This window comes from Neobacillus vireti (assembly GCF_036962345.1).
GTDB classification, from domain to species: domain Bacteria; phylum Bacillota; class Bacilli; order Bacillales; family Cytobacillaceae; genus Neobacillus; species Neobacillus vireti_A.
The window spans coordinates 318,026-341,621 of the sequence record NZ_JBALNB010000012.1; the positions used below are offsets into that span (position 1 = coordinate 318,026).

General features: G+C 40.5%; 29 protein-coding genes, 1 pseudogene and 1 riboswitch. Of the genes and pseudogenes, 14 read left to right on the top strand and 16 right to left on the bottom strand.

The genetic code is table 11. From position 1 onward, the window contains the following. Window positions 1-2 precede the first annotated feature (2 nt). The 4 genes from V7108_RS15965 to V7108_RS15980 form a co-directional block, all read right to left on the bottom strand. Window positions 3-1,214 (bottom strand): aminotransferase, encoded by a 1,212-nt coding sequence (locus V7108_RS15965; protein ID WP_335516538.1) that lies wholly within the window; start codon window positions 1,212-1,214, stop codon window positions 3-5. After that, entirely contained in the window at window positions 1,211-1,714 is a 504-nt protein-coding gene (locus V7108_RS15970) for an Lrp/AsnC family transcriptional regulator (RefSeq protein WP_335516535.1), read from the bottom strand. Before V7108_RS15970 ends, V7108_RS15965 begins: the two co-directional genes overlap by 4 nt. 172 nt (window positions 1,715-1,886) lie before the next feature. Further along, window positions 1,887-2,453: an NUDIX hydrolase gene (locus V7108_RS15975; protein ID WP_335568820.1), complete on the bottom strand. Its 567-nt coding sequence runs from the start codon at window positions 2,451-2,453 to the stop codon at window positions 1,887-1,889. 65 nt (window positions 2,454-2,518) lie between these two features. Then, a complete protein-coding gene (locus V7108_RS15980; protein WP_335568821.1) occupies window positions 2,519-2,947 on the bottom strand; it encodes a VanZ family protein in 429 nt (142 codons plus the stop codon). A 147-nt stretch (window positions 2,948-3,094) separates the two neighbouring features. On the opposite strand from V7108_RS15980, the gene V7108_RS15985 reads away from it, so the two are divergent. From V7108_RS15985 to V7108_RS15995, 3 genes are all read left to right on the top strand, one after another. Beyond that, window positions 3,095-3,484: a VOC family protein gene (locus tag V7108_RS15985; RefSeq protein WP_335568822.1), complete on the top strand. Its 390-nt coding sequence runs from the start codon at window positions 3,095-3,097 to the stop codon at window positions 3,482-3,484. Window positions 3,485-3,534: 50 nt separating this feature from the next. Beyond that, window positions 3,535-4,428 (top strand): GNAT family N-acetyltransferase, encoded by an 894-nt coding sequence (locus V7108_RS15990; RefSeq protein ID WP_335568823.1) that lies wholly within the window; start codon window positions 3,535-3,537, stop codon window positions 4,426-4,428. Between the two features lie 181 nt (window positions 4,429-4,609). Beyond that, window positions 4,610-4,903 carry a hypothetical protein gene (locus V7108_RS15995; protein WP_335568824.1) on the top strand — a complete coding sequence of 98 codons (294 nt, stop codon included), beginning with the start codon at window positions 4,610-4,612 and terminating at the stop codon, window positions 4,901-4,903. 69 nt (window positions 4,904-4,972) lie between these two features. On the opposite strand, the gene V7108_RS16000 is transcribed toward V7108_RS15995, so the two are convergent. Together V7108_RS16000 and V7108_RS16005 are read right to left on the bottom strand one after the other, a co-directional pair. After that, window positions 4,973-5,197, bottom strand: a complete 225-nt coding sequence (locus V7108_RS16000) for a hypothetical protein (protein WP_335568825.1) — start codon at window positions 5,195-5,197, stop codon at window positions 4,973-4,975. A gap of 15 nt (window positions 5,198-5,212) precedes the next feature. Continuing rightward, window positions 5,213-5,401, bottom strand: coding sequence for a hypothetical protein (locus tag V7108_RS16005; protein WP_335568826.1), 189 nt, complete (start codon window positions 5,399-5,401; stop codon window positions 5,213-5,215). Between the two features lie 320 nt (window positions 5,402-5,721). Between V7108_RS16005 and V7108_RS26930 the strand changes: the two genes are divergently transcribed. The 3 genes from V7108_RS26930 to V7108_RS16015 all read left to right on the top strand — a co-directional run bounded on the left by V7108_RS26930 (window position 5,722) and on the right by V7108_RS16015 (window position 7,381). Then, entirely contained in the window at window positions 5,722-6,012 is a 291-nt protein-coding gene (locus tag V7108_RS26930) for a DUF5658 family protein (RefSeq protein ID WP_420489196.1), read from the top strand. A 193-nt stretch (window positions 6,013-6,205) separates the two neighbouring features. Next, the gene (locus V7108_RS16010) at window positions 6,206-6,727 is read left to right on the top strand and encodes a DUF6241 domain-containing protein (RefSeq protein WP_335568827.1); all 522 of its coding nucleotides are present in this window, start codon (window positions 6,206-6,208) and stop codon (window positions 6,725-6,727) included. 183 nt (window positions 6,728-6,910) lie between these two features. Continuing rightward, the gene (locus V7108_RS16015) at window positions 6,911-7,381 is read left to right on the top strand and encodes a hypothetical protein (protein ID WP_335568828.1); all 471 of its coding nucleotides are present in this window, start codon (window positions 6,911-6,913) and stop codon (window positions 7,379-7,381) included. A 119-nt stretch (window positions 7,382-7,500) separates the two neighbouring features. Here V7108_RS16015 and V7108_RS16020 read toward each other — a convergent pair whose 3' ends face one another. Beyond that, complete coding sequence (locus V7108_RS16020) at window positions 7,501-9,543, bottom strand: molybdopterin-containing oxidoreductase family protein (RefSeq protein ID WP_335568829.1); 2,043 nt, start codon at window positions 9,541-9,543, stop codon at window positions 7,501-7,503. 559 nt (window positions 9,544-10,102) lie between these two features. After that, window positions 10,103-10,201, top strand: a riboswitch (TPP riboswitch). An 87-nt stretch (window positions 10,202-10,288) separates the two neighbouring features. Between V7108_RS16020 and V7108_RS16025 the strand changes: the two genes are divergently transcribed. The 4 genes from V7108_RS16025 to V7108_RS16040 are packed head-to-tail and all read left to right on the top strand — an operon-like array spanning window position 10,289 to window position 13,842. Next, window positions 10,289-10,888 carry a YkoF family thiamine/hydroxymethylpyrimidine-binding protein gene (locus tag V7108_RS16025; protein WP_335568830.1) on the top strand — a complete coding sequence of 200 codons (600 nt, stop codon included), beginning with the start codon at window positions 10,289-10,291 and terminating at the stop codon, window positions 10,886-10,888. After that, window positions 10,889-11,470 (top strand): ECF transporter S component, encoded by a 582-nt coding sequence (locus tag V7108_RS16030; protein ID WP_335509330.1) that lies wholly within the window; start codon window positions 10,889-10,891, stop codon window positions 11,468-11,470. Further along, window positions 11,457-13,076 carry an ABC transporter ATP-binding protein gene (locus tag V7108_RS16035; RefSeq protein ID WP_335568831.1) on the top strand — a complete coding sequence of 540 codons (1,620 nt, stop codon included), beginning with the start codon at window positions 11,457-11,459 and terminating at the stop codon, window positions 13,074-13,076. The genes V7108_RS16030 and V7108_RS16035 overlap by 14 nt, the downstream gene beginning before the upstream one ends. Next, on the top strand, window positions 13,063-13,842 hold the full coding sequence (locus tag V7108_RS16040) for an energy-coupling factor transporter transmembrane component T family protein (RefSeq protein ID WP_335568832.1): 780 nt from the start codon (window positions 13,063-13,065) through the stop codon (window positions 13,840-13,842). The genes V7108_RS16035 and V7108_RS16040 overlap by 14 nt, the downstream gene beginning before the upstream one ends. Before the next feature lie 80 nt (window positions 13,843-13,922). Here the strand turns inward: V7108_RS16040 and V7108_RS16045 are convergent, their stop codons facing one another. The 3 genes from V7108_RS16045 to V7108_RS16055 form a co-directional block, all read right to left on the bottom strand. After that, window positions 13,923-14,204 carry a DUF3221 domain-containing protein gene (locus V7108_RS16045; protein ID WP_335509324.1) on the bottom strand — a complete coding sequence of 94 codons (282 nt, stop codon included), beginning with the start codon at window positions 14,202-14,204 and terminating at the stop codon, window positions 13,923-13,925. Window positions 14,205-14,235: 31 nt separating this feature from the next. Further along, the gene (locus tag V7108_RS16050; RefSeq protein WP_335568833.1) at window positions 14,236-14,652 is read right to left on the bottom strand and encodes a DUF6376 family protein; all 417 of its coding nucleotides are present in this window, start codon (window positions 14,650-14,652) and stop codon (window positions 14,236-14,238) included. Between the two features lie 151 nt (window positions 14,653-14,803). Beyond that, on the bottom strand, window positions 14,804-15,238 hold the full coding sequence (locus V7108_RS16055; protein WP_335568834.1) for a helix-turn-helix domain-containing protein: 435 nt from the start codon (window positions 15,236-15,238) through the stop codon (window positions 14,804-14,806). A 193-nt stretch (window positions 15,239-15,431) separates the two neighbouring features. Here V7108_RS16055 and V7108_RS16060 point away from each other — a divergent pair, with 193 nt between their 5' ends. From V7108_RS16060 to V7108_RS16075, 4 genes and pseudogenes are all read left to right on the top strand, one after another. Then, window positions 15,432-16,046, top strand: a complete 615-nt coding sequence (locus V7108_RS16060) for a transposase (RefSeq protein WP_335568835.1) — start codon at window positions 15,432-15,434, stop codon at window positions 16,044-16,046. Then, complete coding sequence (locus tag V7108_RS16065; RefSeq protein ID WP_335568836.1) at window positions 16,031-16,600, top strand: magnesium chelatase domain-containing protein; 570 nt, start codon at window positions 16,031-16,033, stop codon at window positions 16,598-16,600. The genes V7108_RS16060 and V7108_RS16065 overlap by 16 nt, the downstream gene beginning before the upstream one ends. A gap of 50 nt (window positions 16,601-16,650) precedes the next feature. After that, window positions 16,651-17,144: pseudogene (locus V7108_RS16070) on the top strand (ATP-binding protein); the annotation flags it as partial. 181 nt (window positions 17,145-17,325) lie between these two features. Further along, on the top strand, window positions 17,326-17,520 hold the full coding sequence (locus tag V7108_RS16075; RefSeq protein ID WP_335568837.1) for a hypothetical protein: 195 nt from the start codon (window positions 17,326-17,328) through the stop codon (window positions 17,518-17,520). Between the two features lie 135 nt (window positions 17,521-17,655). Here the strand turns inward: V7108_RS16075 and V7108_RS16080 are convergent, their stop codons facing one another. The 6 genes from V7108_RS16080 to V7108_RS16105 all read right to left on the bottom strand — a co-directional run bounded on the left by V7108_RS16080 (window position 17,656) and on the right by V7108_RS16105 (window position 23,427). Continuing rightward, window positions 17,656-19,260, bottom strand: a complete 1,605-nt coding sequence (locus V7108_RS16080) for an aminotransferase class V-fold PLP-dependent enzyme (RefSeq protein ID WP_335568838.1) — start codon at window positions 19,258-19,260, stop codon at window positions 17,656-17,658. Next, window positions 19,253-19,819: a glycerol-3-phosphate acyltransferase gene (locus tag V7108_RS16085; RefSeq protein ID WP_335509311.1), complete on the bottom strand. Its 567-nt coding sequence runs from the start codon at window positions 19,817-19,819 to the stop codon at window positions 19,253-19,255. The genes V7108_RS16080 and V7108_RS16085 overlap by 8 nt, the downstream gene beginning before the upstream one ends. Window positions 19,820-20,026: 207 nt before the next feature. Further along, a complete protein-coding gene (locus tag V7108_RS16090) occupies window positions 20,027-20,224 on the bottom strand; it encodes a hypothetical protein (RefSeq protein ID WP_335568839.1) in 198 nt (65 codons plus the stop codon). 191 nt (window positions 20,225-20,415) lie between these two features. Beyond that, window positions 20,416-21,810 (bottom strand): S1C family serine protease, encoded by a 1,395-nt coding sequence (locus V7108_RS16095; protein WP_335509307.1) that lies wholly within the window; start codon window positions 21,808-21,810, stop codon window positions 20,416-20,418. Between the two features lie 241 nt (window positions 21,811-22,051). After that, window positions 22,052-22,864: a zinc transporter ZupT gene (gene zupT, locus V7108_RS16100; protein ID WP_335509305.1), complete on the bottom strand. Its 813-nt coding sequence runs from the start codon at window positions 22,862-22,864 to the stop codon at window positions 22,052-22,054. Window positions 22,865-23,061: 197 nt separating this feature from the next. Then, window positions 23,062-23,427: a hypothetical protein gene (locus V7108_RS16105; RefSeq protein WP_335568840.1), complete on the bottom strand. Its 366-nt coding sequence runs from the start codon at window positions 23,425-23,427 to the stop codon at window positions 23,062-23,064. Between the last annotated feature and the right edge of the window lie 169 nt (window positions 23,428-23,596).

Consider the following 23,596-nt stretch of genomic DNA (forward strand, 5'->3'; position numbering starts at 1 on the left):
TGTTACTTTTTTGTATAAAGTTCTTCATTAGGAATTCCACTTTTTTCTAATGATTCTAGGAACCGTTGAATTCGTTTCACTGCTTCTTGGAGTTGTTCTAGAGAAGTGGCGTAGGAGCATCTTATATATCCTTCGCCGCTCTCGCCAAATGCACTTCCTGGTACGACTGCCACTTTTTCAGCAATCAGCAGCTGTTCTGCAAATTGTTCTGATGTCAGGCCTGTTTTTTTAATAGAAGGAAAGACATAGAAGGCACCGCCTGGAGTGTGACAGTCCAAACCAATATTGTTCAACGACTGTACAATGTAATTTCTTCTTCTGCGGTAACTTCTTCGCATGCTTTCCACTTCATGATAGGTATTTCGTAAAGCCTCAATGGCACCATGCTGCAGCATATGCGGTGCACACATGGTCGTATATTGTAAAATTTTCACCATTTGTTCTGTGAATGGCTGCGGGGCGGCTAAGAAACCTAATCGCCAGCCAGTCATGGCAAAACCTTTGGAAAAACCGTTGATTAAGATCGTTCGTTCGTACATGCCTTCAATTGAGGCAAAGCTAGTATATTCGTCATCATAGGTCAATTCTGCATAGATTTCATCGGACACGACAAGCAGGTCGTGTTTTTCAACCACAGCTGCAATGTTTGTAAGTTCTTCCTTGTTTAAATAAGTTCCCGTTGGGTTATTCGGTGAACATAACAATATGGCCTTTGTACGGCTGGTAATCGCATTTTCAATTTGTTCTGCTGTCAGTTTAAAGCCATTGCTTGGGTGTGTGGAGACAGGTATTGGCTTACCGCCAGCTAACGTGACTAATGGTGCATAGGAAACGAAAGCTGGTTCAATAATTAATACTTCGTCACCCGGATTTAGAATCGCACGGAAAGTAAGGTCAATCGCCTGGCTGGCACCAGCTGTCACAATCACTTGGTCAACCGGATTATACTGGACGCCAAATCGCTTGTTTAAATAGGTTGAAATTTCCTGTCTTAGTTCAAGTAATCCTGGATTTGCCGTATAAGATGTAAAGCCCTCTTCTAAAGATAGAATGGCGGCTTCGCGTATGCTCCACGGGGTGATAAAGTCTGGCTCGCCGACACCAAGGGAAATGACTCCTTTCATGGAGGCTGCCAGGTCAAAAAACTTTCTGATTCCAGATGGTTTTAACTCTTTCACCATTTCAGACAAATAATGTTGGTGTTCGTTTCTCATGGTGAAACCACCATTCGTCGATCACGATCATTGTTTTCGCCAAAAATAACGCCATCATGTTTATATTTTTTTAACATAAAGTGTGTGGTTGTAGAAATGACATTGTCGATAGTCGATAGCTTTTCCGATACAAAGCTTGCGATCTCACTCATGGTTTTGCCTTCAATGGTAATCGACAAGTCGTAGGCACCGGACATGAGATAAAGCGAAGTAACCTCAGGAAAACGATAGATTCTTTCCGCTACTTCATCAAAACCCACTCCGCGTTTCGGTGTCACCTTTACTTCAATCATCGCAACAATACTATCCTTGCCAGCTACCTTGCTCCAATCAATCAAAGCAGAATAACTCACAATCACCTTCTCATCCTCAAGCCTCTTAATAATTGCATTAACATCCTCAACACTCGAATTCACCATCAAAGCAATATCCTCAACAGGAATCTTATGATTCTCCTCCAAAATCGAAAGAATCTCCAGCTCCTCACCAGTTAACTTCATCTAACATCCCTCACATTCCTAAACTAATAATACATATCATACATCTTTTTTTGAATAAATAAAATATGCTGCGGTGCAGCTGCGGAGTTGTGGTGCCATTGTGGTGCCATTGTGGTGCCTGTCACCGCTCGTGGACACTGTCCACCCCAGACGGACAGTAAAGATTAACTCTCTACTTTTTTGATTTGGTTTCATGTTCTTTTTTGATCATATACCGTAAGACGGCGGCAAGTCCGGCTCCGTGTTTGAATTGCCCGCTATTTATTAACTGGTTTAGCTCAGTCATTTCAATTGCATGCAGGTCAATTTGTTCTGTGGCTTCTAGTCTTTGCTCTTTTTGAATTAGGTTGGTTGCAGCAAAAAGAAATATTTGTTCACTTGTTGACCCGGGTGAGGGGAAGACACTGCCTAGGTCTATCCAGTTAGCTGCCTGAAAGCCTGTTTCTTCCTCTAGCTCTCTTTTGGCTGCAGAGAGTGGGTCTTTGTCGTCGTGGTCAATGGCTCCTGCAGGTAATTCCCATTGCCATTCCTTCACAGCATGACGGTATTGTCGGATACAAATAACCCTTCCATCGTCCGTAATTGGTAATATACAAACACCATTTGAGAAATTCACATAAGAAAAGTGCATATCTGTACGATTAGGCAACGTTACATCTTCCTGTATGATTTCAAAACGATCAACTTGGACGTTCTGAACTTTGTTAATTTTCCACTCCACTACCAGCACCTCAGTCATTCTATTTTTCTCTATTTTTGCTTAAGTATGGAGGAAACTCAAGGGAAAAACGAGAGGAAATTGGATTAGTAAAATGGTTTTTTATTTACATTGAATGGTTTCGATTGATTATTCCAGAAAAGACTTGCCATCCCTATTGCAATAAAAACACCAACTAAATCAAAGCCGATATCAAAAATCCGGCCGCCTCTCGTGAAATATAGTTGAAGAACCTCGGTTAAAGCTGCAAAGGAAGCGGAAATAATCAATGCGGTTGATTTTGATTTGAACTTTATTAACAAAAGATGGGTAAGAATTTGAAAGACTACCGAATGTCCCAACTTTTGTAACAGCAAACGTCCGTTAAGATGGTAAGGTACTAAAAACTCAGAAAAACGAGGATGACCATCCCAATGAAACCTTACCACACCAGAAGAAATCAACTCATGAAAACTCGCAGTACAAGTAAAAATAAAAATAGCCATCATCCATACGAAAATTACCATACTCCTCATCGTTCAACCCACTCCTTATAAACCAAGTCTGAACGGGTAAAAGAGGTTTCATTCATAAATGGATGAATAAATGGATGAATAAATGGTACAATTTGCATAAATGGTGACAGGCACCCAAAACGACTGCACCAATAGGGAGGTTTTTTTATGGCGATTAGAAAGTTGGAGCATGTTGGTGTTATGGTGAGTGATTTGGAGAATTCTATTGATTTTTATCAAAATGTTTTAGGTTTGGATTTACTGGATAAGTTTGCAGCAAGTCCTGCTGTGGATTTGGCGTTTTTAGGTGACCGTGAAAGTGGTCAGGTTATTGTGGAACTTATTGCAGGAGAAAACAATGCCTTTCCTGATGAAGGGAAGGTTCATCATATAGCCTTTACGGTTGACTCTATTGAAGAAGAGATCGAACGTCTTAAAGGGTTAAAGGTCCCGTTCAGTAACGATGAAATCTCTACCTTGGCAAATGGAAGCAAGTATATATTCTTTAAAGGTCCTGATGGTGAAACTCTCGAGCTTTTTCAGCCGACAGCACAGTAATCTTACTGAATTGATAGGGACGATCCACTAAATATGGGAGTGTGCAATATATGAAAGTAACGGGGTTAGAAAAAGAGAGAGTTTGTGACTTTGTTGCTTATTGCAAGAAGCACCGAAAGGAATTGGATGATTCCTATTTATATGATAGTGATTTAGAGGAGTTTGAGGTGACGCTTGAAAATCCTACATATGTTCTTATAAATGAGCAGGAGGAAATTATTGGAGCTGCCTCGTTCGTGTTAGATGATTATCATAAACGGGGAAAAAGGGCGCGTTTTCGAATTTTCCATTCGGAAATGGAGAATATTCAATTTTATCAAGAAATGCTGCAGGCACTTTTAACACATACAACAGACTTGGAAAAGATATTTATCTTTATACCAGTTACAAATAAAAAATTGATAGAGATGATCGAAGGATTGAAGTTTTCTGTTGAAAGATTTTCTTTCCTCCTTGTAAGAGAAGATTTAGAAGTACCTCATGTTCATTTGCCTGATGGATATGAGCTTCGAGCTTTTCGCCCGGGAGAGGATGAAGAAAATTGGCGCCAAGTTCGGAATGCAGCTTTTGCAACCCTTAAAGGCAGTGAAACACCGATTACCATCGAAGGTGTTGCAGAATTGCTAACCCATCAAGACTACCTTGAAGGCGGCATGATGCTCCTTTTCCATCAGGGAAATCCTGTAGGGGTTATTAGAGGTGCCGATGATGAATATGAGGATGCTCCTATTATGAACATTGGGCCAGTCGCAATCCTACCTGCGTATCAAGGCAGCGGTTTAGGTCGAATATTGCTAAGGGCGGCTTTGGAATTTGCCAAGGAAAGTGGCTATAGACGTACCATTCTTAGTGTAAATGGAGAGAATGAACGGGCAAAAGCACTCTATATTCAGGAAGGTTTTAAACAGGTAGAGGCTGTTGCCTGTTATCATTATTTTGTTTAAAGGCCGCCGTGTTTTAAATCAGCGTTTTTCTATTTTTTTAGAGAAAGGCGCTTATTCGTTTTTCCAACCCTGTTTTGAGTTTACTATGATCGTCAGTTTATTCCTCATAATTTTTATTTATTTTTTTACGTTCCATTATCCCGTTAAGTTCCATATGCTTTATTAATAAGGGGTGAATGTAATGAAAAATGATCAATTTGACACAGAGACGTTAAAGCACATTCGGAGCCGGCTTGATACCATTTATTCGATAGCCAAGAAAAATTACAACGACAACCCTGAATTAATGGATACGATTGAAGGTTTAGCTCAAGTAGCTCTTATGTTTGCAAACATTAAACTACAGGAAGTAACCGATCTCGAAGAGACAAAAAGCCCTCAGGGATACATCCTGGCAAAGCTTTCTAACTCGTACTCTAGAATGACAGAGTATGAAAAACACAAGGTTAAAGACTTTCCAAAGTGGAAACTGTAATGAATCCAATACGTAGGGAAAAAAAACAGGAACTATCCTTTTATTCGGACAGTTCCTGTTTTTTTAACATTAGTAAACCGTATGAGTGTTTTTGCTTAGAGCCCCTAATTCACAAAGAATCGCGGCGTCACTATTTTCACACCAAGGCTCTTTCACTTTTCCTTCTTCAAAAATAAAGATCATAATTCCCGTTTCTTTTACCCGCTGGTTCGCTGAAGGGATATTGAACCATCCACCTTTATACGTCATCCAGCCTGTATACCGAACCACTAATTTATTTCCCTGCTCAATCATATCATTGATTTCCCATTAATCCTCTTGAAAAACAGAACGATACCAACTCATGAAATCCTTCATTTTTTCTCTTGAATTATCGCCATTTCTAGATTGATTCACAAAGTCAGGTGTGGTTAGTTCATCTATCACACGTAGATTACCCTCAGTAAAGTATTCATGAAACCATCTTTCCACGGTTGTCTTTTTTTCAATACTGACCATAATTTCTCCTCCGGACTTAACCATTTTTTTAAAATTTTAGCAAAAATACTATGAATAGGGATTATGGGCGATCATTTTCAGATTGCTTTTCGAGGTAAGAAAAATCGAGTTTTCTTTTTTTACCCGATGTAGTCAACACCATTTCAAGGCTTTACACATTCTTAATAGAGTATATGTATTGGGTAAGTTGTGAATAAGGAAATTAATGGAGAAAATTGTCTAACGATTATCACCATTGGCAGGCAGGAAATAACACCACCAAAAAGGAAATTATAACTTGTTCGTAATTAGGAACGATTTGAGGTGATAGTATATTGGTTTTGCTCTTTCATTATTTATCTATCTTAAATATTTTTGACGCCTTCATCACTTACTTTGGCTTAGAGAACTCTTACATACAAGAAATGAACCCATTGATGAGTAGAATCTATGAAGCAGACCCGGCACTGTTTATCATTTTAAAGCTGGCCTTTTCGCTGTGTCTTTACTTGTTTATTTTTTTAAAAAAGGTACCATCATCATCGCTTATTAAGGGACTAACAGTATTTGCTACAAGTTTCTATACATTGATTTTTTTCCTGCATTGCTACTGGCTCATTGTCCTAATTTAGGTGCCTCGCTTTTATAAGAAGGCACTTTTTCTATTGGGGGTCGCTGATTAATCATTTTCCATGTTTCTTATGTACCTTAATCCATTTCCAAATGAACGATATAGTATGTTAACCTAGCATAATTATGTATAATAAAAAGAAATTGGGGTTTGCATAATACGAGATACATAGAAAATATTAAGAGGAGAGAGCCATGAAGAAGTTTAGAGTGGCGGGTTCTATCATTGGAATTCTAGCATGTATAATAGGAGTTTATTTTTATTTAAATGATGATGGCGGGCTAAAATTGAATGTAAAGAAAAATGACCCCGTTACGACGAAAGAGGCTGAAACTAAAATTGAAAAGGGTTTTGAAGCACCTCTGTCTAGTAAAGTAGTGGAGGAATATGAATCGATGAGTGAAGGGAAATTAATCCAAGAGGTCCACAATATGACCCACCAAAAGGTGAAGGCCGACAAAAAATGGGGAGCATCTGAAATAACCGCTGAAAAAGTCGAGAAACTCTATGAAGTCATTAAAAACAAAGACTTTAAAAAAAGCAGTAACAAACAAATGCTGCTGGACATCTTGGAACCTTGGAGAATAAAAGACTTCACCAACGCCGTAAGCGCTCACAACCGCATATGGAACTATCAAAACGGAAACATCGGAAAAGCCACCCGGCTCCTCACCCCGAAAGAAGAACTAAAATATATAGAAGATGAATTTAGATAAAAGTGATATTGACGATGACAGTGGGTGGTGGCAGTTAATGGTGACAGTTAATGGTGACAGGCACCGCTCGTGGACACTGTCCGTCTGAGGTGGACAGTGCGAATTACAAGGAACTTCGTTAATATTCGGTAGAAGCTGGACATAGCCTTTAGTAATGGGAGTCTTTATTTAAAGGAGAAACAGATGTCTAGAAAATCGCTGAAGTTAAAAGGGCTTGTAATGGGAGTGGCGCTGCTTGTATTTATGGTTATAATTTTTATGTTAATCAAGGGAGCTGTGATGACGCCGGATAAACAGGCGGCAGCTGTTATTGAGAAGTTTTACATGTATGAACAAGAAGGGGAATTTTCCTCGTCCTGGAACCTTTTTCATTCAACGATGAAGGAAAGGTTCGGCAAAGGAGCTTACATTCAAGACCGAGCGCATGTTTTCATGAATCATTTTGGTGTGGAGACCTTCGCCTTTTCTAGGGGTGAACCTGAACATATCAAAGAATGGAAAATGTCCAAAACAGGACCTGCCATGAAAAATGTCTACAAAATTATCGTCACCCAAACCTATAAAGGAAAATACGGAAACTTCAATCTGGAGCAGGAAGTCTTTGCAGTTATGGAAAAAGAGGAATGGAAGATTGCTTGGGATTATAATCAGTAAATTGCTGTGACAAATTGCAGTGACAATTACGTTGTCAAATAAGGTGACAGGCACCGCCGTTGGCGGTGCCTGTCACCTTTTATGCACTTTTCTAGCTTTATGCATATTTAAATGTATATTCACTTTTGCGTTGCTGTATATTTTTCCACGCTGACCCGGCCCGAGAAGAAGGTGGCTCCTCCGCCCATGTCGGCGATTCGGTCTGGTGTGAGGGTGTTTACCTGTTGTTTTGTGCCTTCTAAATCTGCCCAGAGTCCTTGGGTGACGACTACCCCTGGAAGGACATTTTCTCCTACACTCACCTTTAGCAGGCATTCACCGCGCTGGTTCCAAACACGGACCTGTTCACCATCCTCTATACCTGACGCCTCGGCATCCCTCCGATTCATATGCAATCGAGGTTCTTTTTCAAGGTCGATGTGCTTTTGAATATTTGAGAAAGTTGAGTTTAAGAAATTATGATTTGGAGCTGGAACAAAATGATAAGGATGATCTCCATCATGAACGATTGGGATATAGGTTGGCAGTGGAGGATGTCCATTTGCCTTCATCCGCGTTGAATACAACTCTATTTTCCCGCATGGTGTTCGCAGCTTGCCAGGAAACAAGGGTGTCACCTTTGCTTTTACAAACTGCTTTTCCAGTAAGGTTTCATAATCTACTTCACCCAAATATGGGCTAGGCGCTCGCTCGACGGCTTGCTTAATCATTTCGCTTTCAGTTTCCTCAAATGCTGCCTCTTCAAATCCCATTCCTTTTGCCAGCAGGCGGAAAACATCGACATTCGATTTTGACTCTCCATATGGTTCTATGACTGGCTGCTGAATTTGTATAAAATGATGCCAGTAGGACGTATAAATGTCCATATTCTCAAAAGACGATGTTGCAGGTAATACGATATCAGCATATTTTGCAGTTTCGGTTAAAAATAAATCATGAGCAACCACGAATAAATCCTCGCGTTCGAGACCTTTTCTCACTTTTTGGCCTTCTGGTGCAACCACTGCAGGGTTACTGCTGTAAACAAAAAGTGATTTTACTGGAGGATCCAATGTCAGCAGAGCCTCCCCAAGCTGATTCATGTTAATTGTCCGTGTCTGTTTATTTTTCAATAATCTTGGCAGCTGCAATTTTAACGAGTTAATAGTAAGATATCCTGAATTGCCTTTAATCGCCCCGCCGCCTTTGATAAGCCATTGACCTGTTAATGCCGGAAGACAAGAAACCGTTCGGACAAACATGCCGCCATTGTCATGATGCTGCGGCCCGTTACCAATTCGAATAAATGAGGGGGAGGTTTGACCATACATTCTAGCAAGTTTATAAATATCCTCAACGGGAACCCCGGTTATCTCTGAAACTGTCATAGGATCGTACTGAATGACATGCTCGCGCAGTTCTTCATAACCGACAGTATATTGCTGGAGGAAGGAAACATCCACCATGTTTTCAGCAAATAAAATATGCATAATTCCAAGAGCTAGAGCACTATCGGTACCCGGTAAAATAGGAATAAACCAATCTGCCAATCTGCCAGTTTGATTTTTATGAACGTCAATCACGACAATTTTGGCGCCATTTTCCTTCCGTGCTTTTTGAGCTAATACCATTTGGTGCATATTGGTGCTTGCAGCATTAATCCCCCAAAATAAGATGAGCTTCGAATGAATCGTATCTTCTGGATCGGTTCCAAAACTGCCACCCATCGTATATTGATAGCCGACAGCGCCGGCAGATGAACAAATACTCCGGTCAAGCTGTGACGCACCCAAACGGTTGAAGAATCGACGGTCCATTCCTTCTGCATTCAGTCGGCCCATGTTTCCATAAAAGCTATAAGGAAGGATGCTTTCAGGTCCGTCCGTTTCGATTAGCTTTTTCCACTTGGAGGTTATCGTTTCAATCGCTTCCTCCCAGCTAATCCGTTCAAATCTACCTTCCCCCTTTGCTTCTATTCGCCTCATCGGATATCTTAATCTGTTTTCATCATAAATCCGTTCCGTCATATTACGAACCTTATTACAGATATTCCCCTTGGTCACAGGATGCTCCGGGTCGCCCTCCACCTTAACCACTTTTCCATCAACCTTTTGTAAGAGCAATCCACATTGATCCGGACAATCCAACGGGCAGACAGATTTGAAAATTCCATCCTGCTTCATCCTCACAAAACCCCTCTTTCACGGTGCCTGTCACCAAAGTTGAAACGCAGTTTCAACCATTTATACATCATTGTATATTTTTTTATCATATGACAGCTTATTAGGTTAGGCAAGTGAATATAATCTTGGATAGAATAAATAGATTTAGAGTGTTATTGGCAAATAATTATTTCCGAATAAATTCATAAGAAATGAATTGTTGTGCTTTTATAGAACAGTTAAAGGTAAAATACCAACCATTATTTTATGACTCTATATGCTCTCCGTTCAGCATATTCGGAACAAGGAATACAAACCTTAATAACCTTCCCGTTATCATCAATATAACTCCTTAAAGGTCTAACCTTCCGCTTACAGAACACACATCTATTGAAAAAAATATCCCAAAAAGCCATCGATCTTCCCCCATATAAAAAGTCCTGTATTATATTATTCTAGTGGAATCTCTGAAGTGTCCGCCTGGGGTGGACAATGTCCACGGGCGGTGCCTGTCACCATATCTCTTTACAAGTTGAAAGATTTATCTTAAGATTATGGCAACAATGAAAATTGCATAAGGTTTTTGCACTAGGGGAGCTTTTTGGCTGAGAGGATGTTTGTCCGACCCTTATGACCCGATCTAGATAATACTAGCGTGGGGAAGTGCAGGAGAAGCTTATCATGAACTTTTAATGATGATATGATTCGACTGCATCCCCATGGGGTGCAGTTTTTTTGTTGCCAAAAAATGAATGGGGGAATAAGTATGTCTAATTTTTGCGGTACGAGTGAAATTACGGGAGCACGGTTTTCAATTTATCCAATGTCTGATAGGTTTGTAAATATTATTTTATTAGCACTTAAAGAAGTAGATACATCAAAGGTTTGGATGGAAACGGACGATGTAAGCACATGTGTGCGCGGAAGATCTGAGCACGTATTTGATGTGGTAAAAGCTATTTTCCTAGAATCATCAAAAAACGGCGATCATGTTGTTCTTCAAGCAACTTTTTCAAATGGCTGTCCAGGGGATTCAGCGGGTGATGTTTATCTTTCGGAAAGCCCTGAACGTTTAAACGAAGAAAAATCACTACATATCCAACAAGAAGTCGCGGTCCAATTTGCACTCTATCCAATGGGGATCCCTACCTACATGAATGTCATCATGGATGCAGTAAAACTTGGCCAAGAACAAGGTACTTTCACTAAAGGTGTTCACTACGCATCAAGACTTGATGGTAATGCAAACAAAGTATTTAAAACGCTGGAGGATGCTTTTCAAGTTGCACACGAAAGTGATTCAACCCATATTGTAATGACGGTTGCGATGTCGGCCAACAGTCCATCCAAAAAGGGGGATAAATAAATGCTCGCAAAATGGAAATTACGTGAAGTCATCGTTTTATCCGTACTTGCTGTTGTTTTTGCAGTCGTTTATCTTTTGTTCCTCCAGCTCGGAAATGTCCTATTCGGACTTTTCGGATTGATTGGCTATGACATGATTTTCGGAATTTGGTTCATCGTCTCGATTATTGCTGCCTATATTATCCGTAAGCCTGGAGCAGCGTTCCTCTCAGAAACCGTTGCGGCAACCGTTGAAGTCATGCTAGGAAATGCCGTAGGACCGCAGTTAATCGTTTCCGGCATGATCCAAGGTTTAGGTGCCGAAGCAGTCTTTGCAGCAACGAAATGGAAGAACTATTCCACTTGGGTTTTAATGGCAGCAGGAATGGGCTCGTCGGTGTTTAGCTTTGCTTGGGGCTTTTATGTATCAGGATTTGCGGCACTTTCGCCAGGTTATGTCACAGCCATGTTCTTTGTTCGCCTATTGAGTGGAGCATTACTGGCAGGGTTACTTGGCAAGTATCTAAGTGAAGGGCTGGCAAAAACAGGTGCCTTAAACAGTTTTCCGTTAGGAAAGGAATACAAACGCAATGTCACCATTTAGGCATCAAATTGAAGCTGAGGGGTTGGGATTCAGCTATGAAGACCGTGAAATTTTCACAGATCTAACGTTTTCAGTCGAAAAAAATCAAGCTCTTTTACTCCTAGGTCCAAGCGGCTCTGGAAAAAGTACGCTTGCCTTCTGCCTCAATAAGTTGTACCCAGAAGCTGTTGATGGTGTATTGAAGGGGAGCCTAACGTTTGAAGGAAAAAAGCTGGATGAGTTTAAACCAGGTGAACTGAACCAAAAAATAGGAATTGTGTTTCAAGACCCGGAAAGCCAATTCTGTATGCTGACGGTGGAAGAGGAAGTGGCGTTTGGCTTGGAGAACTTCCATGTGCCGCGCCAAGAAATGGAAGCAAAGATTCACTATGCCCTGGCTCTGGTGGGGTTGCAGGATGAGAAAAAAACGGTTATCCATACACTTTCGGGAGGGCAAAAGCAGAAACTTGCACTTGCCTGCGTGTTGGCCCTCCAACCGGAGGTCATTATTCTTGATGAGCCGACGGCGAACCTAGATCCGCTGTCGAGCACGGAACTGGTTGAGACAATCACTATGTTAAGGAACGAGCATCCGTTTACACTGATTGTCATTGAACACAAATTGGATGATTGGGTAGAGATGATGGACCGCTGTCTCGTCATTGATTCAAGTGGAATGGTGCTTTTCGATGGAACGCCAGCAGAATGTTTTGGTGAATTCACACCATATTTACAAAAAGAAGGCATTTGGCTGCCAAAAGTAGTGGAAGCAGCGATGGCAGCTAAAAAGGCTGGTATTTTTAAAGGGGAAAGACTTCCGCTCCGAAAGCAAGAATTAATAGCGGGGCTTAAGAATTCGGCTGATTTTCTTAAAAAATCAAACCCTGCCACTGTTAAAGATGAACCACTCCTTGAAGTCAAGGGTCTCTTTGCCCGCGGGTACTTAAAAAATATTCATTTAAGTATACGTAAAGGAGAGCTGACTGCACTTGTTGGTGCGAATGGTTCTGGAAAGACGACGTTATCAAAATGTTTAGCAGGACTCATTCCGCTTACGCAAGGAGAAATCCACTTTTGCGACGTTCCACTCTCCAAATGGAGGGAGAAGGAATTATATAAAAAGCTGGGATATGTGTTTCAAAATCCGGAGCATCAGTTTATTACCGATAGTGTTTATGAGGAAATTGCCTTTGGCTTGGAAGACCCCGCAGCCGTGAAATCCATTCTTGAAAAAATGGGGCTGCTTAAACACGCAGGCGCCCATCCTTTTACCCTTAGTCAAGGCCAGAAGCGGCGGTTAAGCGTCGCAACCATGCTCATTCATGAACAGGAACTGCTTATCCTTGATGAACCAACATTTGGGCAGGATGCTAACACCGCTCATGAAATCATGGAAATCCTTGAAGAAAAAGTTGGCGCAGTGTTCATGATTACCCATGATATGGAGTTGGTTGACCAGTATGCTGACACCGTCCATGTGTTAGATGGGGGAGAGATAATTTTCTCCGGTACACCTGAATCGTTGTGGGAAAATCATGAAGTCGTAGACCGGGCTAGGTTAAAGCTTCCGTTTCGGAAACAACTGGAAAATGAACTGGTAAGGAGCGAGATGCATGTTACTACATGAGATGAATCCAAGTATAAAGGCATTTGCTGTCGTCATTTCCATCCTGATTCTATCAGTGTTTTTTGATCCCATAACACCACTTATTATTATCCTTTTAACTGTGACGGCAACCTTTCTGTTAGCTACCGTTTCTTTTAAAAAATGGCTGCTGTTATTTGCTCCGTTTTTATTTATCGCATTCATTTATGTATGGTCAACCATGTTGTTCCCGCGGCTTCAGGAAGGGGATAACGTCATCTGGGAATGGGGATTTTTGACGATGACAGCAGAAGGCTTCCGAAGAGGAGTTTCCCTTGGACTTAGGGTGTTAAGCTTTGCTACGTTATCAATCATGTTTACGTTAACGACAAAGCCAACCGATTTTCTCCTAAGTTTAATGCAGCAATGCAAGCTTCCGCCTAAGCTTGCCTATGGAATCATGGCAGGATACCGATTTCTGCCGTTAATAAAGGAAGAATTCCAGACCCTGCAGAATGCTCACCGAGTCAGGGGAGTCGCCAAAGCACGTACCATTTCGGAAAAAGTAAAGCAGCTAAAAAGATATGTAATTCCGCTCCTTGCGGGAGCGATTCGAAAAGCAGAGCGTACGGCACTTGCGATGGAATCAAAAGGCTTTACTGGAGAAAAAAATCGGATATTCTACCGCGAGATTACAGTTACCAAAATCGACTGGCTCTTTTTCGTTCTCATGATTAGCGCCGTCCTTCTAAGTGCCTTTATTTCTTGGAAACTAGGATATTTACAATTTTATAATGGTGAACTATGAATACAAATAAGGAATACATCAATGCTTGATTGTTGGTTTATCAACAGAAGAAAACAGGCTGAAAGCTCAGCCTGTTTTTATTATTTCAAGATTTCAATCCTTAAAGATTTACCTTGTAATGGATAGGATTCTCTCAATTTTCCATCTGTCCAAACGGCAACAGTTTGCCCTTTTTCAAAGGTATTAGTCTCGCTTTCTTTAGGGAGCGAAAGCCAGATTAATCCTACTTTCTCATCCTCTACTAAAATCCTGCTGCTTTCTACATCTATAACCGTTCCTTTAATATCGTATTCTCCTTTTATATTGCAGCCCGTTAGTACCATGAAAAATAAAATGAGTGTAAGGATTAGGTGTTTTTTCATGGCGTTTTACCTCCCCTTGTTTGGAGTTGATCTATTCACCACTTAGCTGTTGAATCTGGTCAATAATGCTGGTGATGTCTTGTACAGACTGGAATAGTTCGGTATTTTCAAGAATAGCAGGATCAAGGAGACCATCTTTGAAATTAGTCAAATAGGTTTCGATTTCAGTAAGAATGGCGCTGTTTCGTTCAACAATTTGCTGGTGGAGCTCAGCAGCTATATCGGGAGCCTGCAGGTCACTAAACGATTCGACCGTTTGCTGCATATCTTGAAGCAGAGCTTGTAGATCTTCTGCTGCTTGAATGTCACTAACAGCTTGTTGCGCAAGTGCAGGAGCTTCATTCGCAAAATCAGTAGCAGCAGATAAATAATCAGTAGCTTCATTTATATAAGAAAGTGTATCCTGTGCGTCATTAAGAAACGAACATCCCCCAAGCAGCAACAACATGCTGGCAGAAAATACAATCAGTAAATTCTTCAGAGTAAATCCTCCTTTTGATTATGCGTTTTTATGGTGCCTCTATGGTGCCTGTCACCGCCCGTGGACAAAAGTACCGTTTTGTCCGTGTGGAGTGGACAGTTGGGATTGAAGCTTTATTTTATTTAGGTATAATGTCGTATTTAATACAGAGCTTCCGAATTGAGGTTGTTGGTCCATTCTCAATGGTGTTTATTTTCGCTTTAAATGGATGTTTGGTAATCTTATTTTTGAAGTTATGTGTTTTTTTCTTTTGTAGAACCAGTTTTCTTTGTTTGTCTCTCTGCTTCGCTAATTCATATTTCTTATTAACCCTATTAAAATAATCTATATTTTCCTTATGAATTTCATCTATTAATTCAGAAGCTTCCATTTTAAATACCTTAGCCAAATAAAAAAAGACTCCGAGACCTATATCTGGATACATATTAGCTTCCAGTTCTCGAATAAACTCGACGTCCTCGTCAATAAGTTCAGCAACATCTTCAATTGAAAGCTGTCTTTCGATTCTTAATCTTTGTATTACTTTGCCAGTCTCAAATTCTCCTAAATCCATTCGTATTACCCCTTCCTAACTCAATTATACAGATATCTTCCTTTTAAGTGAAATGAATGAAATTTCTTTATCAAAAGGAAGAGGATTTTTGGGAAGGATGTCGAATGATATAATTTATTCTAACTATCTTCCTCGTTTTTCAACTTTACCAATTTCCTATCAACTCAAATCCAATTAAATAGGAGTGACCGTAATGGGTCGAAAACGCCGCACATGGTTTCAAGGTGCAAAATACCATATTACAAGTAGAGGTAATCGGAAATCTTCACTTTTTTATGATGATGAGGACCACACAAAGTACCTAAGTCTTTTAAAAGAAACGAAAAACACCTTTTCCTTTACCCTTCATGCCTTCTGCTTAATGACCAATCACACACATCTCCAGCTTGAAACCTCAGACACTTCTCCAACCATTATCATGAGCCATCTCAATACCAAATACGCCAAATACTTTAATAAAAAATACGACTACAGTGGACATGTATTTGAAAAGCGTTACGGAGCTGAATTACTTGATTCCCTTGATTATGAATTTGATGTAAGCAAATATATCCATCTAAATCCATTGAAGGCAGGACTTGTCGATGAACTGGAGGATTACCCTTGGAGCAGTTACAACGCATATGTTAATGGAGAGGCATCCCGACTCGTTGACACCAAACATCTGCTTTCCTATTTTCCATCACCCGCAACGCAACATTACGAGGAATATGTTAAAACTCCTCTAATGGATCTTTTTTTACTCGATAATGGAAAAGTCATGATGATACCAAGAAAGACGGAGGAAAATCCATGTGTGCAAAAGTAACAAGTATTGGTCTTAAAGGCATGGAAGGTTATCGTGTAAATGTGGAAGTGAAGACGTTTGTTGGAAATGATTCTATTCGAATTGTAGGTCTGCCGGATGCCGCAGTTAAGGAATCGAAAGAAAGGATTATTGTCGCACTAAGGTCATTAGGATATTCTGTTCATGGTCAAAAAATTATCATTAATCTTTCGCCTTCTGAACAAAAGAAAAGCGGCCCAATGTTTGACCTGCCTATTGCAATTGGTGTGCTAGTAAGTCTGAATGAACTAGTGATTTCGATACCTGAGAATTCTGGATTCATCGGAGCGTTATCATTAGACGGAGCAATTGTGCCTATTGAAGGAATGCTTCCTGCCGTGTTAGCTGCTAAAAAGGCAGGATTACAAAGGCTTTACATGCCGTATGACGAAAAGCTACTATACCTGGATTTTCATGATTTAGAAATTACTTATATTAGTTCACTGAATGATGTGATAGATAACTTAGAGGGAAGAGGGGAGATATTTATAAGATCCCCAAAATTGATAAAATTGAACAACATTTCAATAACCTGATTGACTTTAAACAAATCATTGGACATCGAGATATCAAAAGGGCGTTAGAAGTGACAGCAGCAGGGGAACATCATGTCTTGATGACAGGACCGCCTGGCTGTGGTAAAAGTATACTTGCAGAAAGCTTTCCCTCTATTTTACCCCCATTGTAAAAGAAGCCCAACTTGAAATAATCGCACTGCATCAATTAAGCGGCACCCACTATCCTAACTCCAAAACACCGCCATTCCGAAATCCTCATCATTCTGCCTCTGGAATCTCCATTATTGGCGGTGGGACTTATCCAAAACCCGGTGAGATTTCTTTAGCCCATCGCGGTGTTTTATTCCTTGATGAAATTGCTGAGTTTCCGAAAAAAACACTTGATATGCTCCGCCAGCCATTTGAAAATGGAAAAATTACCATCAGCCGTACACATGCCACACTTACTTATCCAGCTTCTTTTATTTTAATTGCAGCCATGAATCCATGCCCGTGCGGCTATGCTGGTTCCAATACCCATTACTGTACCTGTACACCTAGGCAGACACTTTCCTATCAAAATAAAATATCGGGTCCGCTCCGGGACCGATTTGATATTCATCTTAAAAGCAACCATGTTGACCTAGAAAGTAAGATGGAAGGAGGAGGGATTTCTTCAGAATATGTTCGAGGCAAAGGTGAGGAAACTAGGAATCGTCAATACGAACGGTATGGGAAAAAACTATGCAATAGCAGAGTTAGTTATGATACCCTGCAAAAAAACAAGCCCATTAACACTAGAGCAGGAAAGGGTCCTTCACCAACTTGCAGCCAAGAAAAACTGGAGCAATCGTACCCAAATCAAAATCATCCGCCTGGCTCGAACCATTTCTGATCTGGAGGGAAACAGTGAAATAACCGACCAAAGTATTTGGGAGGCTGTAAAACTTCGAAGGTGAAACGAAAGGAAAAAAAGGTGACAGGCACCGCTCGTGGACACTTTCCACCCCAGGTGGACACTTTCCACCCCAGGTGGACACTTGCCCCCTAAGAAAGTCACCACCTTAAAAATGGTAGTGACTTTGCCTCTATTTTTAGATTTTAATAGTTTTTTGTTGGGCGGCTGTTTTTTCGTAAGTGATGACGCGGTTTAAGAGGCTGGTCATTTTTTCAAGATCAACTGTTTCGTAGTGGTCGATGCAAGCAATCTGAATCCAGTTTCTACGCTGAAGATAGTCACTTTCATAGTGCAGCTGATAGCCATGATTGTATAATATATCTCCAATCACAACAGAAGAAAATGAAGGCGGTACCTCAATCGTAAGAATGATAGGTGAGCTGTGCTCTTCACTAACGATGGTAAAGTCCAATTGTTTAAGTTGCTTCTTTAAAAAGGAGTGTGTTTCCACCACTTTTTCAAATGTTTCACTCGTAATATCCTCTAATGCAGCTAGAAGAGCTTCTAAAAGGTTAGAGGAGTGCGAAAAAGGAATACTTTCCTTAGCCATATACGTTCCTAAATCAAGATATTTCGGAAGTGTGGATGACGGCTGCACCTCGTGGTGATGGAAGACAAACGAAAGTCCTGATAGAGCACGGATTGCTTTACCACTAACACCCGTTGCCAAATAAACTCCTTTTAAATCGATTTCCATTGCTCCTAAAGAGCTAATACAATCAAGACAAAGCTTCAGTTGGTGCCGAGCAGAGATTTCCTTCAACATACCAAGATCATTAAGCATTCCAGAGGATGTTTCGCTGTGCACTGCCCATATCCAAGTCGTTTCCTGGGATACTTTTTCCAGTACTTCAAAACGGGTAAAAGGTTCTCCCCAGTCTTTTTGAAGCACGTCAAAATGGAGTCCAAATCTACTAGCCTGCTCTACTAATCGGCTGCCAAATTCACCATTCGTTAAAATAAGCCCCCGGCCGCTTTCTAAAGAAAGTTGACCCGCCACTACATCATTGGCAAGTGTTCCAGACCCTAGGAAAATTTGAACATATCTACTTTTCACAAGTTGGCCAAGTTTGGTCTTCGCTTTATCGATTTTTTCCTTATAAAGGTCTGACCGATGAGAAATCGGGGTTTTCCCTAATGCGGTCATGACTTTTTCAGAAACTTGAACGGGACCAGGCAAGAAGGGGATCGTCGGTGGAAGGATTCTGCCGGCAATCGACCCGTCAAACGTTTTCTTCGTTAAATACATGGGCTGGAAAAGTGCCTCTGCAGTTCCTGTTAATTTAGCAAAGGGCTGAAATCCTAATTGGCCGTAAAGCTTCAATTGGCGAACTGTCCCTGAAATGAGCGCAATATCGTAGCCCTTTTTTATGCAATATTTGATTAAAAACTGTGTGAGACCTAAAAAGACTCTTCCATTACGAAATTCCTTTTTGACTGATAAAAGTCTAACTTCACAAGGTGAATTTATTGAAAATGGGAGTGACTGTTCTACAGGACCGATTTTTTTATCAAGTGAAAATGGTCGGTTATTGCGTACTGCAGCCATACCAATTACTTCATTTTCTTTTATACAAATAATATATGTATTTTCAGCATGAAATTGATCCACTAATTTTTGCTCTTCATTTTTTTGATGCTGCGGAATTTCCTCTGAAAAAGTTTGATAATTTAAGCGATGAATTTGTTCAAATTCATCACGAGAGGTTGCAATTTTGAAAAAAAACTCGTGCTTACTCATTAGGTTTCAGCCTTTCCTTGAGATTTTCTGCATGTGCGGCGTAAAGCATAGCGATTATACCTAATGCTATCGTGCAACTTGGCCAATCATTATTTTTTATAAATAGTACCACTGGGATAAATAGAAATGCTCCTAAACCTGCTAACGTAAAGCTTTTCAAAAAAGTGTAGAAGATTGAAAATCCCAGGATAATTACTGGAACCATAATGGGATCAAAGGTAATGATACCACCGATGAAGGTTGAAATCCCTTTACCGCCTTTGAATTTTAGGGTAACTGGTTTGATATGACCAATAATGGCAAGTGCTAACCCTAATAGTTGAATAGTTTCTGAGAATTGTAAGTAACGGGCCGCTAGGATCACAAGTGCACCTTTTAGGGCATCCCCAAGGAAAATGAGAACAAAGGCCGTTTTGCCGTGTTGGCGTCCAGCATTTCTTGCTCCGACATTACCACTTCCCTGTACCCTGATATCCTTATGATAAAAAATCTTTGTGATTAGAAAACCAAACATAACACTTCCTATAAAATAGGAAAGAACTAAGTACAGCCATATCATTTAAAACACACCCTTTAAGAGTTCTGGGTCAGGCATAAATTATGAATTTATTACCATCCATTATAATATGATTTTGGAATTATTCACATACCTTGTTCATACATCCTTCAAAAAGAACAAATATAAGACTGCAGCTCCTTAATCGATTGGAGGAATCGGCTAGACATATGAAAAGAAAAACATCCTCCAACTTGAGGATGCTTTCAATTAGTCTCCGCCGCCCCCGCCTGAGTCTCCGCCGCCTGAGTCGCTATCAGAGCTATAGGCGTGATCATGGCTATAGTCATTGTCATTGTCATTTTCATAGTTATAATGGCGGCTTTTGCTGCTACTACGATTTGGAAAAATTAAAAAGGCTAAAATAATAGACAAAACACCAAAAAATACCTGTTCAGAAAATATCAAATACACCCCAAAAATAAAAATGAGGAAACCTACCAATCGTAAAAACCCTCTCAGAAGACATTCCCCCCAAAAAAAGATACATATATAAATAGATATTATCTACTATCGCTTTTTATACGTTTTAATTTGAGGGGTGCCTGTCACCATTTATTCATATTACTTCAATTATACATCGATTTATGCAGCCAGATTTATTCTTCGTCTTTTTTCTGTTGTTTCTTTTGCTGTTCTTGCAGTGCTAGGATGATGTCCTGGACGTCGATTTTCCCATCGTTGTTTAGGTCTGGGATTGTGTTTTCTGGTAAAGTTGAAGTAGGCGGGGCAGATGGTGTCTGCGGTGCTGCAGTCACAGCCGCAGCGGCAGTGGCAGCTCTGTTTTTCGGCTTAAAGACAAAGGTAAACACTAATAGCAGAATAACTAATAATGTTGCAACTCCATCTAAGATATAGAAAATGGTTTTATAATCGGACCATAATATTTTGCTGTCGTCCGTTCTTTGCTCGGAATTCGTGATGAACTTTTTGATTTCGGAGTGGTTTGGATAAAGTCTTTGAACTGCTTCAAATTTTTCAAGAGCGTTCTCATAATAGCCGCCCCAATAAAGCTCCAACCCTTCCTTATAAAGTTTATCGGTGTTGCTAGATGTATTCTTTGCTCCTGCTTGGTTTGTAAATTCCTTTACGGTATTTACTGGAACGGAGAAGTTAAAACCTTGAACCTCTTGACCATTTACCGTGTCGCCTCTAAAGGTAAGAAGGCCAATAATTTCTCCTTTTTCATTGATAACGGGTCCACCGCTATTTCCATGTGTGGCAGCTGCGTTAATTTGAATAACAGGGCTTCCTTGCTCTGTTTTCTTATCAGTAGCAGAAATTTGCCCGGCATTCATGGAAGATACAAGAGAGGAATCAGGTGATAATAAATCAGAATCTGCAGCAGCAGGGTAGCCGCTTACCCAAATATTATCTTGGTTTTGAATATTATCAGAGTTTCCAAGCTTTAAAGTAGGAAGGTTTTTCCCTTCAATCTTGAGTACAGCAACATCTTTCCCTTCATTGATTGGTGCACCATAACTTTTCACTTCACCGTCAAGTATGTCACCGCCTGGTAAAATGACTTTAATAACTTTTTGGACCTGAGTATATTGCGTGTAGGTTAACATGTATTCATAAGCCGTGTCATAGCTTACCTGAAAATAGTCTGCGATGATGGTCACAAGCTGATTAAATGCTGCATTGGCAATATCATCATCTTCCATTTGTGCTGCTTCTACCACATGAGCATTGGTAACAATATATCCATCAGAGCTAATGATTGCCCCTGAACCAGAACCACCCACAACGGATTGGTAGTTTAATTGATTCAAAATAGCTTCTACTTCAGGATCATTTGGATTGTTAAACTGCCATCCCACAACAGAGTACCCAAGAATTCGAACAACCGCTGGCTTCGAGTATTCTGCAAGCTTCTGTGCTTGAGAAATAGTCGAAGAGTTTGGTTTAATACCCATTAGAACAAAAGAAGCCACAATCACTCCAATAAGTATCAAACTAAGCGGAATTGTAAATAGGGCCCTTTTCAACAAATAAATTCACCTCTTCTATAAAATTGGAAAATTCCATGTAGTATATGCCCTCAAGCGAATAACGAAACTTTGTACCTAAAAATAAATATTTTGGTGCCTGTATGGGTGCCTGTCACCAAGGTGACACCTAAAAGGTGTTCACCACTCGTGGATACTCTCACCCCATCAGCTGGACTGTTGACGGCTATTCAAAAACAAAAAGCCAGCAAGCGCTGGCTTTTGATTTTGAATAAGCTGTTGTTTAGATGAACAGTAAAAGGCTGATTGCCATGACGGCCATACCTGCAATCAGTCCGTAGATAGATAGGTGGGTTTCGTCATATCTTTTTGCTGCAGGTAATAATTCATCAAGGGAGATGAACACCATTATTCCTGCAACGGCTGCGAAGATAATCCCAAACATAACATCATTCAGGAAAGGCATTAAGAAAAGATAAGCTACTACCGCACCAATAGGTTCAGATAAACCAGACAAGAATGATAGTTTAAAAGCTTTTTTCTTATCTCCGGTAGCAAAGTAGACAGGTACGGAAACGGCAATCCCCTCTGGGATGTTATGAATGGCTATCGCAACAGCGATGGCAATCCCGAGTGCAGGGTCCTGTAGGGCAGAAGTGAAGGTCGCGATCCCCTCTGGAAAGTTATGAATACCAATAGCAAGTGCTGTAAATGTCCCCATCTTTAATAAGTCAGGCTTCTTTCCATCGCTAATATTTGGCTGATTCATGTCTTCAACCGTTTTTAATTCATGTGGGTTTGATTGTTTTGGGATAAATTTATCAATGGCGGCGATCAGAAGCATACCTCCGAAAAATCCTCCAACGGTTAACCAGTTCCCTGGGACAACACCCAGTGAGTCCACAAGCGCGACCTTTGCTTTTACAAAGATTTCTACCATGGACACATAAATCATTACACCGGCCGAAAATCCAAGGGTAACAGATAAAAATTTTGTATTTGTATGTGATGTGAAAAACGCAAGCAGACTTCCTATGCCTGTTGCAAGGCCAGCAAATAATGTCAGCCCAAATGCTAATAGCAGATTCTCTGTCATAGTTCTCTTCTCCCTTTATTTAAAGTAATAATTTTAAAGTTTGGAATAGTAATATATATGCATAAACACTAAAATGTTTCCTTTGAGAAACATTTTACACCTACCGAAACAAAAAAACAGTAAAAATTTTTGGAAAATAGAAAAAAGCGTGAGGGTTCTTGAATATTATCAAGCCCATCACGCTTTGCTTATCTATATTAGTAGAATCCGCCGCCATACCCGCCTCCGTAACCACTCATGCCAGGGCCATACCCTGAACCATACATGCCATACCCTGGCCCATATCCTCCAGGATAACCACCTGGGTTTCCATATCCACCATACCCGCCATATCCACCTAGACTTGATCCTAAATAACCTAATCCAAGTCCGAGCAGTCCAGCACCAACATTACCTAAATTAAATCCACCATGATGTCCGCCGCCATGATGTCCACCGCCATGATGTCCGCCGCCATGATGTCCACCACCATGGTGTCCACCGCCATGATGTCCATCGCCATGGTGTCCACCGCCATGATGTCCAAATCGAAAGTTAACAGGCATTTCAAATGGTTGATACATTTGATTATCTCGCTCCTCTATCTATAAATTTTTATTGTGATACCTTAATATCCTATGTATAACTGGGTATTCCTCTTGGACTAAGGCCCAGCTTATACATAACAGCTGAAACGAAAGAACACTGTCCGTCTGAGGTGGACAGTGTCCACGAGCGGTGCCTGTCACCCAT

Bases quoted from the DNA above. Each gene is read 5' to 3' on its own strand.
- V7108_RS16045 (WP_335509324.1), bottom strand. From the start codon at position 14,204: ATGAAAAAACACCTAATCCTTACACTCATTTTATTTTTCATGGTACTA.
- V7108_RS16000 (WP_335568825.1), bottom strand. From the start codon at position 5,197: ATGATTGAGCAGGGAAATAAATTAGTGGTTCGGTATACAGGCTGGATG.
- V7108_RS16030 (WP_335509330.1), top strand. From the start codon at position 10,889: ATGCTCGCAAAATGGAAATTACGTGAAGTCATCGTTTTATCCGTACTT.
- V7108_RS16025 (WP_335568830.1), top strand. From the start codon at position 10,289: ATGTCTAATTTTTGCGGTACGAGTGAAATTACGGGAGCACGGTTTTCA.
- V7108_RS16065 (WP_335568836.1), top strand. From the start codon at position 16,031: ATGTGTGCAAAAGTAACAAGTATTGGTCTTAAAGGCATGGAAGGTTAT.
- V7108_RS16010 (WP_335568827.1), top strand. From the start codon at position 6,206: ATGAAGAAGTTTAGAGTGGCGGGTTCTATCATTGGAATTCTAGCATGT.
- V7108_RS16020 (WP_335568829.1), bottom strand. From the start codon at position 9,543: ATGAAGCAGGATGGAATTTTCAAATCTGTCTGCCCGTTGGATTGTCCG.
- V7108_RS15975 (WP_335568820.1), bottom strand. From the start codon at position 2,453: ATGACTGAGGTGCTGGTAGTGGAGTGGAAAATTAACAAAGTTCAGAAC.
- V7108_RS16050 (WP_335568833.1), bottom strand. From the start codon at position 14,652: ATGTTGTTGCTGCTTGGGGGATGTTCGTTTCTTAATGACGCACAGGAT.
- V7108_RS15970 (WP_335516535.1), bottom strand. From the start codon at position 1,714: ATGAAGTTAACTGGTGAGGAGCTGGAGATTCTTTCGATTTTGGAGGAG.
- V7108_RS15985 (WP_335568822.1), top strand. From the start codon at position 3,095: ATGGCGATTAGAAAGTTGGAGCATGTTGGTGTTATGGTGAGTGATTTG.
- V7108_RS16105 (WP_335568840.1), bottom strand. From the start codon at position 23,427: ATGTATCAACCATTTGAAATGCCTGTTAACTTTCGATTTGGACATCAT.
- V7108_RS15965 (WP_335516538.1), bottom strand. From the start codon at position 1,214: ATGAGAAACGAACACCAACATTATTTGTCTGAAATGGTGAAAGAGTTA.
- zupT (WP_335509305.1), bottom strand. From the start codon at position 22,864: ATGACAGAGAATCTGCTATTAGCATTTGGGCTGACATTATTTGCTGGC.
- V7108_RS16040 (WP_335568832.1), top strand. From the start codon at position 13,063: ATGTTACTACATGAGATGAATCCAAGTATAAAGGCATTTGCTGTCGTC.
- V7108_RS15980 (WP_335568821.1), bottom strand. From the start codon at position 2,947: ATGAGGAGTATGGTAATTTTCGTATGGATGATGGCTATTTTTATTTTT.
- V7108_RS16080 (WP_335568838.1), bottom strand. From the start codon at position 19,260: ATGAGTAAGCACGAGTTTTTTTTCAAAATTGCAACCTCTCGTGATGAA.
- V7108_RS16035 (WP_335568831.1), top strand. From the start codon at position 11,457: ATGTCACCATTTAGGCATCAAATTGAAGCTGAGGGGTTGGGATTCAGC.
- V7108_RS15990 (WP_335568823.1), top strand. From the start codon at position 3,535: ATGAAAGTAACGGGGTTAGAAAAAGAGAGAGTTTGTGACTTTGTTGCT.
- V7108_RS16060 (WP_335568835.1), top strand. From the start codon at position 15,432: ATGGGTCGAAAACGCCGCACATGGTTTCAAGGTGCAAAATACCATATT.
- V7108_RS15995 (WP_335568824.1), top strand. From the start codon at position 4,610: ATGAAAAATGATCAATTTGACACAGAGACGTTAAAGCACATTCGGAGC.
- V7108_RS16015 (WP_335568828.1), top strand. From the start codon at position 6,911: ATGTCTAGAAAATCGCTGAAGTTAAAAGGGCTTGTAATGGGAGTGGCG.
- V7108_RS16055 (WP_335568834.1), bottom strand. From the start codon at position 15,238: ATGGATTTAGGAGAATTTGAGACTGGCAAAGTAATACAAAGATTAAGA.
- V7108_RS16005 (WP_335568826.1), bottom strand. From the start codon at position 5,401: ATGGTCAGTATTGAAAAAAAGACAACCGTGGAAAGATGGTTTCATGAA.
- V7108_RS16075 (WP_335568837.1), top strand. From the start codon at position 17,326: ATGATACCCTGCAAAAAAACAAGCCCATTAACACTAGAGCAGGAAAGG.
- V7108_RS16085 (WP_335509311.1), bottom strand. From the start codon at position 19,819: ATGATATGGCTGTACTTAGTTCTTTCCTATTTTATAGGAAGTGTTATG.